The organism is Mesorhizobium sp. B2-6-1 (genome assembly GCF_006440475.1).
Taxonomy (GTDB): Bacteria; Pseudomonadota; Alphaproteobacteria; order Rhizobiales; family Rhizobiaceae; genus Mesorhizobium.
Map to the genome: position 1 here is coordinate 1 of NZ_VFUH01000014.1, position 16,487 is coordinate 16,487.

General features: G+C 62.4%; 14 protein-coding genes and 3 pseudogenes. 5 read left to right on the forward strand and 12 right to left on the reverse strand.

The features are described 5' to 3' along the window. Positions 1-312, forward strand: a pseudogene (locus FJ443_RS31285) (cation transporter); the annotation flags it as partial. A 53-nt stretch (positions 313-365) separates the two neighbouring features. Then, positions 366-524: pseudogene (locus tag FJ443_RS24435) on the forward strand (MFS transporter); the annotation flags it as partial. Between the two features lie 337 nt (positions 525-861). On the opposite strand, the gene arcC reads toward FJ443_RS24435, so the two are convergent. The 6 genes from arcC to FJ443_RS24465 form a co-directional block, all read right to left on the reverse strand. Then, positions 862-1,767 carry a carbamate kinase gene (gene arcC, locus FJ443_RS24440; protein ID WP_140522943.1) on the reverse strand — a complete coding sequence of 302 codons (906 nt, stop codon included), beginning with the start codon at positions 1,765-1,767 and terminating at the stop codon, positions 862-864. Between the two features lies 1 nt (position 1,768). Further along, entirely contained in the window at positions 1,769-2,770 is a 1,002-nt protein-coding gene (gene argF / locus FJ443_RS24445) for an ornithine carbamoyltransferase (protein WP_140522941.1), read from the reverse strand. A gap of 17 nt (positions 2,771-2,787) precedes the next feature. Then, a complete protein-coding gene (locus tag FJ443_RS24450) occupies positions 2,788-4,002 on the reverse strand; it encodes an arginine deiminase (RefSeq protein WP_140522939.1) in 1,215 nt (404 codons plus the stop codon). Positions 4,003-4,015: 13 nt separating this feature from the next. Continuing rightward, on the reverse strand, positions 4,016-5,482 hold the full coding sequence (gene arcD, locus FJ443_RS24455) for an arginine-ornithine antiporter (protein ID WP_140522937.1): 1,467 nt from the start codon (positions 5,480-5,482) through the stop codon (positions 4,016-4,018). Positions 5,483-5,755: 273 nt separating this feature from the next. After that, positions 5,756-6,352, reverse strand: a complete 597-nt coding sequence (locus tag FJ443_RS24460) for a cytochrome b/b6 domain-containing protein (protein WP_318013168.1) — start codon at positions 6,350-6,352, stop codon at positions 5,756-5,758. Beyond that, complete coding sequence (locus tag FJ443_RS24465; RefSeq protein WP_140522935.1) at positions 6,330-6,608, reverse strand: PepSY domain-containing protein; 279 nt, start codon at positions 6,606-6,608, stop codon at positions 6,330-6,332. Before FJ443_RS24465 ends, FJ443_RS24460 begins: the two co-directional genes overlap by 23 nt. A gap of 276 nt (positions 6,609-6,884) precedes the next feature. Here FJ443_RS24465 and FJ443_RS24470 point away from each other — a divergent pair, with 276 nt between their 5' ends. After that, positions 6,885-7,361, forward strand: coding sequence for a plastocyanin/azurin family copper-binding protein (locus FJ443_RS24470; protein WP_224656351.1), 477 nt, complete (start codon positions 6,885-6,887; stop codon positions 7,359-7,361). A gap of 150 nt (positions 7,362-7,511) precedes the next feature. Beyond that, positions 7,512-8,493, forward strand: a pseudogene (locus FJ443_RS24475) (zinc-dependent alcohol dehydrogenase family protein). A gap of 14 nt (positions 8,494-8,507) precedes the next feature. On the opposite strand, the gene FJ443_RS24480 reads toward FJ443_RS24475, so the two are convergent. The 6 genes from FJ443_RS24480 to FJ443_RS24505 form a co-directional block, all read right to left on the reverse strand. Beyond that, positions 8,508-9,098 carry an NAD(P)H-dependent oxidoreductase gene (locus FJ443_RS24480; protein WP_140522933.1) on the reverse strand — a complete coding sequence of 197 codons (591 nt, stop codon included), beginning with the start codon at positions 9,096-9,098 and terminating at the stop codon, positions 8,508-8,510. Positions 9,099-9,130: 32 nt separating this feature from the next. Next, on the reverse strand, positions 9,131-9,517 hold the full coding sequence (locus FJ443_RS24485; protein WP_140522931.1) for a hypothetical protein: 387 nt from the start codon (positions 9,515-9,517) through the stop codon (positions 9,131-9,133). Positions 9,518-9,602: 85 nt separating this feature from the next. Then, a complete protein-coding gene (locus tag FJ443_RS24490; protein WP_140522929.1) occupies positions 9,603-10,856 on the reverse strand; it encodes an MgtC/SapB family protein in 1,254 nt (417 codons plus the stop codon). Positions 10,857-10,869: 13 nt separating this feature from the next. After that, entirely contained in the window at positions 10,870-11,322 is a 453-nt protein-coding gene (gene trxC / locus FJ443_RS24495) for a thioredoxin TrxC (RefSeq protein WP_140522927.1), read from the reverse strand. Between the two features lie 28 nt (positions 11,323-11,350). Beyond that, entirely contained in the window at positions 11,351-13,204 is a 1,854-nt protein-coding gene (locus FJ443_RS24500) for a heavy metal translocating P-type ATPase (protein WP_140522925.1), read from the reverse strand. Between the two features lie 34 nt (positions 13,205-13,238). Beyond that, the gene (locus FJ443_RS24505; RefSeq protein ID WP_140523416.1) at positions 13,239-13,625 is read right to left on the reverse strand and encodes a DUF302 domain-containing protein; all 387 of its coding nucleotides are present in this window, start codon (positions 13,623-13,625) and stop codon (positions 13,239-13,241) included. Positions 13,626-13,789: 164 nt separating this feature from the next. Between FJ443_RS24505 and FJ443_RS24510 the strand changes: the two genes are divergently transcribed. Continuing rightward, positions 13,790-16,468: a bifunctional acetate--CoA ligase family protein/GNAT family N-acetyltransferase gene (locus FJ443_RS24510; RefSeq protein ID WP_140522923.1), complete on the forward strand. Its 2,679-nt coding sequence runs from the start codon at positions 13,790-13,792 to the stop codon at positions 16,466-16,468. Positions 16,469-16,487: the final 19 nt, after the last annotated feature.

A 16,487-nucleotide genomic window follows, 5' to 3' on the forward strand; every position in this document is an offset into this window, starting at 1 on the left:
CCGGAGCCTTTCAAGGTCGTCAGCGACCTGGCAACGGGAACGCTCGAAATCGTCGATACGCCCGCTGGCGAGCGCTTCCGTCTCACCATCGACAGCCATGCCGACGATCTAGGGGCGACCGTGATCATCGACCGGTCCGAAGATCCCGAGACGCTTTCGCTCGGGCCTGTCGCCGGCAATCACCACCGTCGTGAAAGCAGCGTCGCCCCCGCCGAGCCGCACGAGTTCGAGGCGAGGCTGATCCTGACCTCAAAGGGCAAGCAACAGGTCCTGCCGTTCAAGATGGTTGAGCCGGAAGGCCACAAACACTGATCCTACTACTGGCGTGGCACCTTACGCCGCCCAAGCATCCCGAGAAGATAATCATGCTGGAAGTTCTCGCCGATCGCACCTATCGGCATCTGTTCATGGCGCAGGTCATCGCGCTCATCGGCACCGGCCTCGCCACTGTCGCGCTCGGGCTTCTCGCCTATGATCTTGCCGGCGCAGATGCGGGCGCGGTGCTCGGCACTGCGCTCGCCATCGACTGCTCCCACAAACTGCGCGGCCAGCTCGGCGCCTTCCGGAGCCATTGTCACCGGCAGCGGAGCTTCGGCCGCGCAAAAAGCCTATCAACCGGGCGAGGTCGATACCTACCCTGGCAATGGGCTCGATCGGACCGTCAATGTCCACGTTCAAGCGAATGGATTTGTAGCTCATCCGCCGGCGCCCCGTTCGCGTTTCCAGGAGCAACCTAACGTGCGACGCGGCTTGCCTTGACGGCGATCAAGCGATGCGCATGACGATGAATTTTAGAGGTACTGGGATCTCAGCGAGCAACCCGGCTGGAAAAATGCTCGAAGGCCTTGAAGGCCGGACGGCTCAGGGGGCGAACAGGGTGCCTCGCTCGCCTTTGACGATTTCAACGGCGTCCTTGAGTTGGCCTATCGCTGAAGGATTGCCAGTCGCTTGCGCGAATTCGACCGCAGCTTCGATCTTTGGCCCCATCGATCCCACTGCAAAATTCCGCCCTGATATTTCCGTTGACCGCACTTGACGAAGCGCGCGAGCGCCCGGCGTGCCGTAGCCTTCATAAACGGCGTCGACATCGGTCAGCATGAGCAGCATGTCGGCTCTCAGCTGTCGGGCGAGAAGTGCGCTTGCCAGGTCCTTATCGATGACTGCCTCCACACCGCAAAGACTGCCGTCCTCCCTTGCTATCACAGGAACACCGCCGCCACCGGTGCAGATGACGATCACGCCGCGCTCGACCAGGAACGCGATTACCGATGCTTCCAGGATTGCCAGGGGCCTGGGCGAAGGCACGACGCGGCGCCACTTGTCGCCATCTGGCGCGATCTGCCAATCGCGCTCGCTGGCAAGCCTGCGTGCGGTTGTCTCATCGTAGACAGGGCCGATAGGCTTCGTTGGATGAGCGAAGGCCGGATCCTGCGGATCGACCCTCACCTGCGTCAGCAGCGTCGCAAAAAGCCTCTCCTTAAGGAGGTTGCAGAGCTCCTGCTCAATGACGTAGCCGATCATCCCCGCGCTCTCGGCGCCAAGCACGTCGAGTGGAAATGTGCGACCGTCCGCAGTTGTCGCTGCCTGCAGGGCCAACAGTCCCACCTGCGGACCGTTGCCGTGCGTGACGACAATCGAGTGCCCTGTGTTGACCAGCTTCGCCAACACAGCGGCAGCGCGCACGATGTTGGCGCGCTGGTTTTCGGCCGTCATCGGTTCGCCGCGTCGCAGTAGCGCGTTTCCGCCAAGTGCAACGACGATCAGCATCTCAGTTACCGATCGTGGCGACGAGGAGCGCCTTGATTGTATGCATGCGATTTTCGGCCTGATCAAAAACGATGGAGGCAGCAGACTCGAACACCTGGTGGGTGACCTCCATGCAATCGATGCCATATTCCTTCGCAACGAAGGCACCGATCTCGGTATCCGTGTCATGGAACGCCGGCAGGCAATGCATGAATTTGACGTGGGGGTTGCCGGCGGCAGCCATTACCTCGCCGGTCACGCGGTAGGGTGTCAAAAGACGAATACGCTCGGCCCAGCCGGATTTGTCCTCGCCCATTGACATCCACACGTCGGTGTAAATGAAATCGGCATCCTGGACGCAACCCGTCACATTCTCGTCGAGCCGGAAGCGGCCGCCGCTTTGTGCTGCGAGCTCTCCGACATGGCCGCAAAATACCTCATCCGGCCAGAGCTCCCTTGGCGAGGCGATGCGCATGTCGATACCGACCTTGGCTGCGCCTAGTGCCAGCGACAGCGCGACGTTGTCGCGCCCTTCGCCGACGAAGGTGACGGTCATGTCCGAAAGATGCTTGTGCGTGTATTCGCGCATGGTCATGAGGTCGGCGAGGATCTGTGTTGGATGCGCCTCGTTGGTGAGGCCGTTGTAGACGGGCACGCCGGCATGCGCGGCAAGCAATTCCGCCTGGTGCTGGCCAAAGCCGCGATATTCGATCGCATCGTACATGCGACCGAGCACGCGCGCCGTGTCCTTCATCGATTCCTTGTGGCCAATATGGCTGCCGCTGGGACCAAAGTAAGTCACGTGTGCGCCCTGGTCGTAGGCCGCGACTTCGAACCCTGTGCGCGTGCGAGTCGAGTCCTTCTCGAAGATCAGTGCGATGTTTTTCCTGACCAGACGCGGGATCTCATGCCCGGCGAGTTTGGCCGCCTTGAGGTCCGCGGCAAGCTTAAGAAGAAAGCGGATTTCATCGGCGGTGAGATCGTCCAGCGTCAGGACGGAGCGGCCGTGAAGATTGGTCGACATCCAGAATTCCTTTCACGTCAGATTGCGTCGCGGACCACCGGACAGGTCATGCAATGGCCACCGCCGCGGCCGCGGCTGAGTTCAGCCCCCTCGACGGTGATCACTTCGATGCCCGCGCGGCGCAGAAGCGTGTTGGTGTAGACGTTGCGGTCATAACCGACCACCACGCCGGGTTCGACCGCAACGACATTGTTGCCATCATCCCATTGTTCGCGTTCGGCCTCGTAGCGGTCGCCACCGGTGGCGATGATTCGGAGCGTTTTCAGCCCAAGCGCTTCGGCAATGACAGCCGTGAATGGTTTTGCCTCATCCGTGACCTCGACCGCCGCCTCGCCATCGCCCGGCCGCAGCGAGAAGGAGCGCAAGCGGTCGACCACCGGTGGATACAAGGTCACAAGATCGCGATCGCAGAAGGTGAAGACGGTGTCGAGATGCATGAAACTGCGGTCGCGTGGCATCAAGGCGGCAATCACGCGTGTTGCCTCACCGGCTGCGAACAGCTTGCGGGCCAGGTCGCCAACGGCTTGCGGCGTGGTGCGCTCCCCCATGCCGACGAGAACAGTCCCGCCACCGATCGGCATAACGTCGCCGCCTTCGAGGCTCGTGCCTGTGCCTAGGTCCGGCGACACGAAAGGTATGCCGCTGTCGCGAAAGCGAGGATGGAAGCGGTAGACGGCCTCGACGTTGGCGGCTTCAGGGCGCCGCGCAGCCCAGTACATGGAATTGACCGAGACTGAGCCGTAGATCCAGCAGGAACTGTCGCGGGTGAACAGCTGGTTCGGAAGCGGCGGCAGCACGAAATCTTGGGGGGCGAGCGTCCTCCCGGTCAGACCTTTGGGTTCGAAAGGAAGCTCCGCCCTGGCAACCCCGCCGACGAGGAAGGACGAAAGCTGCGCCGACGGCATATCATCGAGCCATCCGCGCAGCTCATTGACCATGTCGAGACCGACGACCCCGGGGTGGACCCTGCGGTCGAGAAGCCACTCGCGGGCCTTGGCCAGGCTCATCGTCTCAGCCAGGAGCTCTCCGAAGGAATGGACCACGACGCCGCGTTCACGCAATGCATCGACGAAGACATCGTGCTCCTGGCGGGCGCGCTTGACCCATAGCACGTCATCGAAAAGCAGCGCCTTGCAGTTCTCCGGCGTCAGCCTGCGCAGGCTGAGGTCCGGACGATGGACCATAACCTCGCGCAGACGGCCGACTTCGGAGTGAACACCCAGGCTTGTCATCGAACCGATCCCTTCAAAGCGGGCTGACGGCGCCGGTCCACATCTCGTAAACGGCGAGGATGGCGACGGCGACGAGAGCTGCGGCGAGCGCTGCTTCGGCAGGGTGGAACACACGCTGGTTGGTTTCGCGGCGCGCCCAGATGTAGAAGATGATGCCGGGCGCATAGAGGATCGCGCACATGAACAGGTAGGCGGGTCCCGCCGCATAGACGAGCCACAGTCCGTAGACCGTGGCCAGCAATCCGGCAAAAAGAGCCCCGACGCGCTGCTCGCCATTCCCGTAACTCTCGTCGGTCAGCGCGAGCTTGGCTGCGTAAGCTCCGGAAAAAATGTAGGGAACCAGGATCGCGGCCGACGCGATGTAGAACAGCGCTTGATAGGTGCTTTGGGCGAAGAGCGTGATCACCAGGAATGCCTGGACGAGCAGGTTGGTGATCAGCAGCGAGGTCGATGGCACACCGCGTTCGCTCTCCCAGCCGAAGAACTTCGGCATTGTGCCGTCCTTGGCGGCGACATGCGGAATTTCAGCCGCAAGCAGCGTCCAGCTCAGGAAGGCGCCGACCACCGACACCACGAGCGCGATGTTGATGAGGCTAGCGCCCCACGGGCCGACAACGGCTTCTAGCACACCGGCCATGGAGGGGTTCTTCAGGCCGGCGAGTTCGGGTTGACTGAGGACGCCGAGTGACAGCAGCGACACCAGGGCGTAGAGCGCGAGGCATGTGAAGAAGCCAAGAACCGTCGCGGTGGCGATGTCCTTGCGGCGCTCCGCACGGCCAGAAAAGACGCTGGCGCCCTCGATGCCGATAAACACCCACAACGTCACCAGCATCGTGCTCTTCACCTGTGCGGTGATCGAGCCGAGACTGGCGTTGCCGAGACCGGTAAAGTCGAGGGACCAGACCTGAAGCTTGAAGGCAACGGCAACAACGCCAACGAACAGGACGATCGGAGCGATCTTTGCCGCGGTGACTATGAGGTTGACGACCGCGGCCTGCCGGATGCCGGCGAGAACCAGGATGTGGATCAGCCACAGCAGGACCGATGCGCCGAGCACCGCCTGCCAGGTGTTTCCGTCACCGAAGGCCGGAAAGAAATAGGACAGGGCGCTGAACACGATCACAGCATAGGAGACGTTGCCGACCCAGGCACTGATCCAGTAGCCCCAGGCGCTGTTAAAGCCGATGAAGGGACCAAAGCCGGCCTTGGCGTAAGCATAGGGACCGGCGTCGAGCTCGGGCTTGCGGGTCGCAAGCGATTGATAGACGAAGACCAGCGCCAGCATGCCGAACGCGGTGATACCCCAGCCAATCAGAATTGCGAGGGGACCAGCGCCTGCCGCCATGTTCTGCGGCAGGCTGAAGACGCCGGACCCGACCATCGAGCCGATGACCAAGGCGGTCAACGACCCCAATCGAAGTTTCGCAGGCGCCAAGGTACCGACTTGCGGAACCGGGATGTTGAAATCAGCCGTAGTCATGATGCTCTCCCCACTTTTGAAAGCTCTGATGGGAGGCAATAAACAGGAAGGCAGGACCGGCAGCTTTGATGCGGGTCAATAAGCGGTTGCTGAATAAAAAGAGTGGCGTTGGTGTTCCGGTTTCTGGGTCGCCGCACCAATGCCTGCTCTTATATTATCCGCTCCGCCCATGTCGCATCGCGCGCTTCCAGGGCCATGTTGAACAAGGAGCGACCGACACGCGCCCCCGATATCGGCCGGGGCGCAAATCGAATTTGGCCCATTGGCAGGTCGTCAGGCGATGTCCGCCGACTCGGCTTTGCGTTTTCGCCCGGTGATCATGGCCCGTACCAGGTTTTCGCGATGGCGAAAGCTTGCCAGCGCGACGCCGCCTATATGGAAGAGGACCAGCACAAGTAAGCCGTGCGCGCTCAGGCTGTGCGCCGTTTCAACCCGCGACACGCCGAAATAGGCGTCCGTAGTCATCAGCCAGCCGGTCAGTGCGGTTGACCCCATCGCAGCCATCAGCGCGACCACCATTGCGCCGCCGGCCGGGTTGTGGCCGATGTAGCGGGCTTCGCGACCGCTCGGTATTGCAGAGAGATAGCGCAGCACCGTCGCCGGGTCTCGCACGAATTGAGTGAACCGCGCATAGGGCGTGCCCACAACGCCCCACAGGAGCCGCATCACGACCAGGGCGGCGGCGGCGTAACCTGCCAAATGGTGCAAGACCTCGGAGGAATGGGAGGTGAACCAGGCCGTTACGAAGCTGAGCACCAGCGCCCAGTGGAAACTCCGTACGACCAGGTCCCAGACGCGCACCATCTGCGAAGATGGCTGCACGTCCGCAGTGGCTGAAACACGCAGATCAGTTTTCGCCGGCTTCGGCATTGTCGAGCTTTTCAAGGGTTTCGGCATTGTAGGCCAGGTTGACTTTCTTGCCGGCCTTGTCGACCGCGTAGACTTCGTAGCAACCCTTCTCGACCTTGATCTGGCGCACGGTGAGGCCTTGGCCGGTCAATTGCGCCTCGAGCGTTGCCTTGGGCTTGAACTGTGATTTCGGGGCGGTGCTGCAGCTGTCGCCGGCGGCGAGCGCCGGTCCTGCAATCATGCCAGCGAGAGCGGCGAGGACGAGTGTGCGATACATGATGGCTCCATTCGGGAGTTGGGCGCCGATTTTGCGCCTGCGGGTGGATTTCGATCGGTCTGTCAGACGGCCTTTTCGCCGTCATTGGTTCCGAAATAACCACTTCAACCTGACAACTGGCTGACAGTTTGGTCGGGCCGCAGATCGGGCTCGCATCGGTCGGTTTGATCTGGCGCAACGACCGCGGGTGTGCTGCGAGCATGATGACCGCCAGGATGTAGAGCGCTTCTGCTGCCGTCCTGAAAGAGGAATACCGTGGAAACCATATCGAGGAGAGTGGCGCTCGGGCTTGCGGCCGCAATGCTGATGGCAAGCAGTGCGGGCGTTGCGCGGACTGCCGAGCTTGTTCAGGTCTCGCTTTCGGACAAGGGCGCGAGTACGGAGATGCCGATGGCTCTTGCTTATGCAACGCCAGGACGCGATCTCTCGAAGGCCACCATGGGCATCAAGGCGTCCCCCGGAGCCGTGAAGGCCGGGGAGGTCACATTCAAAGTGAAGAATGACTCCAAGGACACCGTTCACGAAATGATCGTGATGTACCTTGCCGATCCCGGCAAGCCGCTTCCCTATGTTGAGGCCGAGAACCGGGTCGACGAAGACAAGGCGGGCGACAAGGGCGAGGTTTCGGAGCTCGATCCCGGCAAATCGGGCACATTGACCGTCGACCTGAAGGCTGGAAAATACCTGCTTATCTGCAACGTGCCAGGTCATTTTGGCGCCGGCATGTGGACCGAGTTCACCGTCGGTCCATGAACCCCCAAAACAGAGCAGCGCTAGGAGCCTGCGACTTGTCGCCGTTTTCGAAAGGTTGCCCGGATCGCATCCCATCGCCTGGTGCCGGGAATAGCGGAGGAGTTGATCGTAATCGGCTTCGTTTGTTTGCGGGGCAACATGGAGCGCGTCATAAGAGCAATGGTGCTCGAAAGCATAGGCACTCCCTTGAAACTGGTCGAAGATTCGACCCCTTACCGGGGATGGGTGAGATCAGGTTGAAGGTCGAGGCATGCGCTATCTGTCGGACCGATCTCACGTCATAGATGGCGATCTGCATCACCCAAAATTGCCGCTCGTTCCCGGTCACGAAATCGTCGGCATCGTCGATGCCGTGGGCAAGGGGGTGGCGCCTTCCAGGATCGGGCAGAGAGTCGGTGTGCCATGGCTTGGGCATACTTGCGGGCGTTGTCCCTACTGCGCCACAGGACATGAAAATCTTTGCGATCAGCCAGATTTCACGGGCTACACGCGCGATGGCGGCTTTGCCAGCCATGTCATTGCCGACGCGCAATTCGCCTTCGATCTGGACCGGGATGCCGACCCCGTATCGCTGGCACCCTTGCTTTGCGCCGGCCTGATCGGCTGGCGATGCCTGAAGAAGGCCGGCGACGGCAAGCGGCTCGGGATTTACGGCTTCGGCGCCGCCGCGCACATCGTCGCTCAGATCGCGATCTGGCAAGGCCGTGAGATTTTCGCTGTCACCCGGCCCGGTGACGAGCAAGCACAGGATTTCGCGCGCTCGCTTGGAGCGACCTGGGCGGGCGGTTCGGATCAACTTCCGCCCGGGCAACTCGATGCCGCGATCATCTTTGCTCCTGTGGGTGACTTGGTGCCGATCGCGCTTGGTGCCGTCCGCAAGGGCGGCCGGGTGGTTTGCGGCGGCATCCCTATGAGTGACATTCAGGCGATGGCCTACGAGTTGCTCTGGGAAGAGCGCGAACTGGTGTCGGTGGCAAACCTGACGCGCCGCGATGCCGAAGAGTTTTTCCCCATTGCCAAGCGTGCGCAGGCACGCACCCACACCAAGGTCTACTCACTGGAACAGGCCAATCAGGCACTGGACGATCTGAGGCAAGGCAGATTGAGCGGCGCCGCCGTCCTGGTACCGTGATTGGCGGTTGAGGATTATCTGGCCCGCTCGCCAAGATTTCGGATCTGGCTGATCCACTTCGCGCGGGTCGCATCGCTGGCGCCGGCGACCATGCCGAACAACGTCTCGCGCACCGGACTGATACCGACAAAATGCAGGATGCTTCGCTTCATGCCGGCGATGCCGTGTCCCAGGAACCATAGCCGGTAAAGAACGGAAGGCATACCCATCGTCACCACAACGCGCGCGGAGCGGCCGCGAAGCAGTGTCTTGGTAAAGCTGCCGCCCTTGTCCGGATAGGCAAAGGCCGTCCCCGGCCGCATGACCTGTTCCAGAAATGCCTTGAGCATGGCCGGCATGGTCCCAAGCCACAGCGGAAAAACAAAGACAATGTGCTCCGCCCAGACGATCGCTTCGGCTGCGTCCTTCAGTTCATCGGGAATTGAACCGTGCTCGAACTCCTGCATTGTCCGCAGCATCGGGAAATCGATCGCCGCCAGGTCGACCCGGCGGACGGCGTGCCCCGCCTTCTCCGCGCCCTCGCCATAGGCCCTGGCGAGACCGCGGCAGAGCCGGTCCGGGGACGGATCGGGATGGCCGACCACAATCAAGATGCGTCGCGACATGGTCTACTCCAGGGGAGCCTTGCGTCGCCGCGTCAGGGCCGCTCGACCCTCGCCACCTGGTACGTGTGCATGGCGCCGTTGCGCTCGATCGACACATACTCGCCGGTCACGAACCGTTCGTCGCCGAGACGAAAGCCGATCTCGTCGTCGCGGTCGCCGTCGGCATAGTCGAAGAACCAATGTCCGCCGGGCTTGCGCCTCAGCCGACCGACCAGATCCTCCTCGCCAGTGCGAAATCGGCGAACGCGGCACGAGGCCTTGTGCGATTTCCACTCTTGCGCATCGATCCGGCCTTCGCCGGTCAACGGAGCGAGCACGTCATAGCCCTCTTCGCGGTCGCCTTCCGGATGACCTTTCTCACGGGCGAGCAGCAGCCGGACGTTGCGGAATTTCGGGGTGAGGTCCTTCACACTGGTCATGGCGAACTCCTTCTACGGAGTTTCATAGAGCGGTGGCGGGACCTAGCTCTTGATCCGTATCAAAAAAAGCGCGAGCACAGCACTTCTATCCAGGACCGAGCAACAACAGGGCGCAGATACCCATGGCCGCGGCTATCAGTGTTGTGACGGCCAGTGGCAACCAGAACGTGATCGGACCAGCAAATACTGCGAGCGACAGGCGACCGATCGCGTTTGCTGCGAGCGCCGCGAGCACGGCCTGGCCCACGGTCTCGACGGACACGGAATGCTTGACCAGGCGCAGCGCGCCAAGCACCGAGACATCGACATCGAATGCGCCGGCCAGCGCCGAACTCGCCAGCAGACCGCGCCCACCGAATTGAACGGCCAGCCCGGCACTTGCGGTCGCGACGATGGCAAAGAGCAAGGCGAAGAGCAGCAAGGGGCCCAGTTCGAATGGATTGCGCGCGATCGCGCTGCCTTTACCGTTCCCGCTGTCACGAGCCAGCAGCAATGCGCCGCAGACAGCGAAGGCAAGCGCTGCGGTAATCGCCGGAATCACGACCGATGCGAGCACACTTGGCTCGACGATCAGAACCACGGCGCAGACGCGGAGCACCGAAACCATTGCTGCCAGGGACGCCGCCCCGGCGAGCGGCAGCGGATTGCTTGCCGACGCGGCATTGCGGGCAAGCGCCAAGGTCACTGCTGTGGAAGAGACGATTGCACCGGTGAGCGAACTGACCAGCAGACCGCGTGTATTTCCCAGAATGCGAACAGCCACGTATCCGGCGAACGAAATCGAGGCCATCAGCACCGTCAGGAACCAGACTTCCCAGGGATTGAAACCGGCCCACGGGTCGATCGTGCGGTTTGGCAGCAAGGGCAAGACGATCGCCGTCATCACCGCAAGGACCAGCGCCGAACGCAGTTCGACCCAGGTCAGTCGCTTCAAAAGACCGTGCAGGACCTCGCGGCTGGCCAGGATTACCGCCAATGCCGCGCCACCGGCGGCTGCAGCACGATAATCGCCGGCGACGGAAAGCGCGCCAAGGGCAAACACCCCCAGGCCCGCGATCACGCTGGTGACGCTGAAGTCCTCGTCATGGGCAGCCTCGCGTGCCTTGTACCAGGCAAAGATTGTCGCAAAGGCGATGAACCCGCCGACCAGCACGGATACAGCGCCGAGTGCGTTGGCGAGTGCAGCGAGCACGCCACCCAGCAGGCCAGATATGCCGAATGTCCGGATGCCAGCTGTGCGACTGCGATCGGGCGCGTCCCGCTCCTGCCAACCACGCTCCAAGCCGACAAGAAGACCTATTGCGAGCGCCAGCCCAAGCCGGGCGATGATCGGATCCATTGGCGCGACGACTTCAGGCGGTGACCGTTGGCGGCAGGCGGTCACGAACCCACCTGACGATTTGGCCTGCCGTCATTGCGCCGGATGTGCGCGCGATCTCGCGCCCGCCATGGAACAGGATCATGGTCGGAATGCCACGGATGCCGAGCCTGGCCGCGACAGCCTGCTCATTGTCGGAGTTGAGTTTGATCAGACGAACATGCGGCTCCAGTTCACTTGCCGCCGCTTCATAGGCTGGCGCCATCATCTTGCAGGGGCCGCACCAGGGTGCCCAGACGTCGACGACAACGGGCAGACTGCTGCGCGCGATCTGATGATCGAAACGCGCGGCGTCGACATCTTCCGGGTGACCCGAAAACAGCGCGGTCCCGCACTTTCCGCATTTCGCCTCACTGGCATTGCGGGCTGGCGGCAGGCGGTTGACCCCACCGCATTTGCTGCAAACCACCAGATTTTGCTGTGCCATCGCCATTCACCGATTTTGTTCTCAACCACTATGCGCGCCACAGATGCCCATCGCCAAGCGTGCGCAAGGCGTTCAGGATAACCGCGACGTCAATCCCCTCCTGAAGCAGCGCTCCGGCAACCGGCGTGATCTGCCCCATGGCCGCCGCGATCATTGCCAGCCCGGACAACGCCAGCCCGGCGATGATGCTCTGCAAGGCGATCGATCGCGTTCGCCGTGCAATCCGAACCGCGTCCGCAACCGGCTGCAGCCTGTCGGTCAGCACGATGACGTCGGCCGCCTCGGAGGAGGCGGTCGCACCACGGGCGCCCATGGCGATACCGACCGTTGCGGCGGCAAGGGCAGGTGCATCGTTGATGCCATCGCCAACCATCATTGTGGGCGCTGTTGCTTTCTCGGCCTCGACGGTGGTGACCTTGTCCGCAGGGACGGCATCGGCGATGATGACATCCAGATCAAGCCTGGAGGAAACACGCTTTGCTGCCGCACTGTCATCACCTGTAAGCATGACCATGCGCGTGATGCCAGCCGAGCGCAGATTGGCGAGCGCGTCGCGTGCATCAGGACGCAACGCATCGCCCAAGGTGAAAATCCCAGCAAGCTCTCCAGCGACGGCGACAAAAACCCTAAGCACCGGCTCGTCCCGGTATTTTTCTTCGCCGCTTTTCGCCCAGCCGGGCAGCGGCTCGTCGGCGAGCACGAAAGCCCGCGATCCAGCCGCGACCGACATGGTGTCGACCCGGCCGTTGAGGCCTGCACCGCGATGCTCGCTGACATCATGCGGATGCGAAAGCATCAGCTGCCTGCCGCGCGCCGCCCGGATGATCGAGTCGGCGAGCACATGGTGCGATGCCTGTTCCAGGGATGCCAGCAGCTGCAGCGATTGGTTCGCTTCACAGCCGGGTGCGGCTTCGATGTCGATGAGCTCGGCGCCGCCGATGGTCAAGGTCCCCGTCTTGTCGAAGATCGCGGTTCGGACTTGCGCAAGCGCTTCCAGAGCCGCGCTGCCTTTCATCAGGATGCCTGCACGCGCGGCACGCGAGACGCCGCCGATGAAGGCAACAGGGGCAGCCAGGATGAGCGGGCAAGGTGTGGCGACTACCAGCACGGCCAGCGCCCGGATTGGATCACCGGAGATGTACCAGGCGGCGCCGGAAACCACCAGAGTGGCAGGCAGCAGGAACAGGGCGAAACGGTCGGCCATGCGAATGAAGGGGGATTTCGCCGTCTGCGCTGCAGCGACCATGCGTACGATCGCGGCATAGGTGCTCTGGTCTGCCAAGGCGGAAGCCTGCATGCTGAATGTCTCGCCGGCATTGATGGTGCCGCTGCGCAGCGTGTCGCCCGCTATCCGCCGCTCGGGCAGCGGCTCGCCGGTCACCGCGGACTCGTTGAGGGAGGCCGAAGGATCAAGCAATATACCATCGACGGGAAGCAATTCGCCGGCCCGGACCAGAAGCTCGTCCCCGACAGCAACATCTTCGACGGGGACTGTCTCTGTCCCTCGGGTTGTCGTCCGATGGGCCACACGCGGCGATCGGTCGGTCAACGCCTTGAGGTTCCGTTCCGCGCGGCCACGAGCGAAATCCTCAAGGACTGTACCACCGGCATACATGATAGCGACCACCACTGCCGCAAGCGGTTGTCCGAGCAGCAGCGCGGCGGACATCGAGACCAGCGCAATCGCATCAACGCCGAAGCGGCCGATCCAGAAATCGCGCAGAATGGAGATTGCGAGAGCCGCCACCACGGGCAAGGTCGACACCGTCCAGATCGTGTGGGCTTCGATGGGACCGAGCCCCGTTCGCCAGGCTCCGGCTCCGACGGCGAGACCCAGGATAGCGATGACCAGCAATGCGCGTCGTAGAGCAGACTCGCTCATCCGATGTCCCTCAACCTTGATGGCCCCTTTGGCGCTAGAGCTCGCGGACCATCTCCTCGAGCACGCGACGCACAACGTTCGCGACCTGCGCAAGCTCGCGATTGGCGATGGCCCCCATTGAAGCGACCGGATCCACCGCCGCGACTTCTACCTTTCCTGGTTCGACCTCGGTGACGATGACATTGCAGGGCAGCATGGTTCCGATCTTGTCTTCGGCCTGAAGGGCTCGCCAGGCGAAATGCGGATTGCACGCGCCCAGGATCACATAGGGCCTGAAATCTTCACCAAGCTTGGCCTTCATGGTCTGCTGAACATTGATCGAGGTCAGAACGCCAAACCCCTTGCTTGCGAGCTTGTCGCTCACGTGGTCGATTGCCGCTGTGAACGGCATGGCGACGATCTTGCTGAAATAGTAACTCATCTTAACTCTCCAATCCTTGACCGCAGCAGTGGCTGCTACGTCGCAAGCGACCGCTTCGAACCCTCTTGCAACAGCTAATCGCGAGAACCGGACGAGGCTTTGATCCAGCGCAATGAAGGGGCAGGATCGATTGGCGACTATCGCCGCGAACGGGAGACCCACCGGTGACGATCCGAAATCTTGAACATGCGTTCGCCCCGAGGTCGGTCGCCGTATTCGGCGCATCGGTGCGCGAAGGCTCCGTCGGCCGCGTCGTCTTCGACAATATGGTCAGCGGCGGCTTCGAGGGCGAGATCTGGCCGGTCAACCCGAAATATTCGCAAGTGGCTGGTCGGCAATCCTATGCCAAGGCGGCCGATCTTCCAGGCGTTCCAGACCTTGGTGTCATCGTCACGCCGCCCCGAACAGTTCCGGCCATAGTGCGCGACCTTGCAGAGAAGGGCACGCGGGCGGCGATCGTCATCACCGCCGGGCTCACGCACGAAAACGGCCTGCGTCAGGCGATGCTCGATGCGGCCAAGCCCACCGTTTTCCGCATCATTGGGCCGAACACGGTCGGGCTGATGATCCCGCCATTGAAGCTCAATGCTGGATTTGCGCACATGGCCGCCAAACCCGGCAGCATCGCGCTGCTGTCGCAATCCGGCGCCATCGCGACGTCGCTGATAGACTGGGCGGCGGACAACAATGTCGGCTTCGCCCAGATCGTCTCTCTGGGCGACATGGCGGATGTCGACGTGGGAGATTGTCTCGACATGCTGGCGGGCGACATGCACACGCGCGCCATCGTAATGTATCTCGAAACCATCCCCAATCCGCGCAAGTTCATCTCGGCCGCGCGTGCGGCGGCACGCATAAAGCCGGTGATTGCGATAAAGTCGGGCCGGCACGAGCAATCAGCCAAAGCAGCCGCGACCCATACCGGCGCGCTATCGGGCGCCGATCGCGTCGTCGATGCGGCATTGCTGCGTGCTGGCATACTGCGCGTCAAAGGTCTCACCGAGTTGTTCGATGCGGTTGAAACGACCGCCCGTTTCGTTCCGCTGGAACGAGCCCGCGTCGGCATAGTCACCAATGGTGGCGGCGCCGGCGTGCTTGCCGTCGATCAACTCGTCGAAGGCAACGGGCACCTGGCCGAGCTATCGCCGGAAACGATCACTCGTCTGGATGCCGTCCTGCCGAGTACATGGTCCCACGCCAATCCGGTCGACATTATCGGGGACGCCCCGCCAGAACGCTATGCCGCCGCGATCGAGGCGATCATGGCCGATGCCGGCACCGACGTCGTCCTGGTCATGAACTGCCCGACTGGGCTCGGCTCGCCGCTTGCCGCGGCAAGCGCCGTGGCGGTGCTCGCGCAGGGCGGCAAGATCAGCGGCAAACCTGTCCTGACCTGCTGGCTCGGCGAACACACGGCGCGCGAGGGGCGACGTGTTCTTCAGGATGCTGGTCTTGCCAGCTTCGAGACGCCGGCGGACGCCGCAACGGCGGTTTCTTATCTCAGCGAATGGTCGCGTGCCCAGCGGGCATTGATGCGCACGCCGTCGAGCCGCAGCGACATCGCGAGCGACCGGGAAGCCGCGCTTGCAATATTCAGGGCCGTCGCCAGGGAAGGGCGGCGTATGCTGACCGAGTCCGAAGCCAAGGCGGCAATCTCGGCCTACGGCATCCCTGTCCCCGAGACGATCGTCGCCAGATCTCCTGCCGAAGCGCAACTGGCAGCCAGCCGGTTCCTCAAGACATCCGAGCAGGCCGTCGTCAAACTCCTGTCCAAGGCGATCACGCACAAGTCGGACATTGGTGGGGTGGTGCTTGGCATCGCCGACCCCGTTGCCGCCGGGGAGGCGGCACGCGCAATCGAGGCGCGCGTGCGCAAGCACGCACCGCAAGCCGACATTGAAGGCTATGCCGTTCAGCCAATGGTGGCGCGAAAACAGGCGCAGGAACTCATCCTCGGGATAAGCCGCGACCCGATCTTCGGGCCAGTCATCCTCTTTGGAGCCGGGGGCGTCGCGGTCGAAGTGATGAACGACACGGCGATCGCGTTGCCGCCGCTCGACGACATTCTTGCCGGTGACCTAATCGACCAAACCCGGATCGGCCGCGTTCTTGCCGGGTTTCGTGATCGCAAGCCGGCCGATCGGCAATCGATCATTGCTTCACTCAACGGCCTATCGCAGATGATCGTCGACTTTCCGTGCCTCGTTGCGGTGGATATCAATCCGCTGCTGGCCGACGCCGAGGGTGTGATTGCACTCGACGCCCGCATCGAGATCGAGCCGGAACGGGTGGAAGAGGCGGGGCCGAACCCGGCACTTGCCATAAGGCCCTATCCGTCGGGTTGGGAAAAGGTGTTTTCGGCGGGCGACATCGACTACAATATCCGTCCGATCAAGCCGGCCGACATCTCGCTCTATCCCGAATTCCTTGCCAGGATTTCGCCCGATGATCTGCGCCTGCGTTTTCTGTCGCCCCGCAAAAGCTTCTCCGACCAGATGCTGAAGCGGCTCACCCAGCTAGACTACGGTCGCAACATGGCTTTCGTTGCGCTGAATACGAGCTCCGGCGCGCTGGCCGGTATCAGCCGGATATCTTGCGATCCCGACCACACCGTCGCCGAATACGCCTTGCTGGTGCGTACAGATCTCCAGGGTAATGGTCTTGGCTGGGAATTGCTCAGCCAGATCGTCGATTATGCGAGGGCCGATGGGATCGGACGAATCGAAGGGATAATGCTCGCCGAGAACACGAGGATGTTGGCCATGTGCCGCGAGTTTGGCTTCTCGATAAGGCGTCATCCTAGCGAACCCGGCCTTGTCGAGGTAACGCTCGAACTCAGTTGAGGCCGATCGCCCGCTGCAC

Coding starts and splice junctions, on each gene's coding strand:
- arcC (WP_140522943.1), bottom strand. CDS start 1,767: ATGCTGATCGTCGTTGCACTTGGCGGAAACGCGCTACTGCGACGCGGC.
- argF (WP_140522941.1), bottom strand. CDS start 2,770: ATGTCGACCAATCTTCACGGCCGCTCCGTCCTGACGCTGGACGATCTC.
- FJ443_RS24450 (WP_140522939.1), bottom strand. CDS start 4,002: ATGACAAGCCTGGGTGTTCACTCCGAAGTCGGCCGTCTGCGCGAGGTT.
- arcD (WP_140522937.1), bottom strand. CDS start 5,482: ATGACTACGGCTGATTTCAACATCCCGGTTCCGCAAGTCGGTACCTTG.
- FJ443_RS24460 (WP_318013168.1), bottom strand. CDS start 6,352: ATGCCGAAGCCGGCGAAAACTGATCTGCGTGTTTCAGCCACTGCGGAC.
- FJ443_RS24465 (WP_140522935.1), bottom strand. CDS start 6,608: ATGTATCGCACACTCGTCCTCGCCGCTCTCGCTGGCATGATTGCAGGA.
- FJ443_RS24480 (WP_140522933.1), bottom strand. CDS start 9,098: ATGTCGCGACGCATCTTGATTGTGGTCGGCCATCCCGATCCGTCCCCG.
- FJ443_RS24485 (WP_140522931.1), bottom strand. CDS start 9,517: ATGACCAGTGTGAAGGACCTCACCCCGAAATTCCGCAACGTCCGGCTG.
- FJ443_RS24490 (WP_140522929.1), bottom strand. CDS start 10,856: ATGGATCCGATCATCGCCCGGCTTGGGCTGGCGCTCGCAATAGGTCTT.
- trxC (WP_140522927.1), bottom strand. CDS start 11,322: ATGGCACAGCAAAATCTGGTGGTTTGCAGCAAATGCGGTGGGGTCAAC.
- FJ443_RS24500 (WP_140522925.1), bottom strand. CDS start 13,204: ATGAGCGAGTCTGCTCTACGACGCGCATTGCTGGTCATCGCTATCCTG.
- FJ443_RS24505 (WP_140523416.1), bottom strand. CDS start 13,625: ATGAGTTACTATTTCAGCAAGATCGTCGCCATGCCGTTCACAGCGGCA.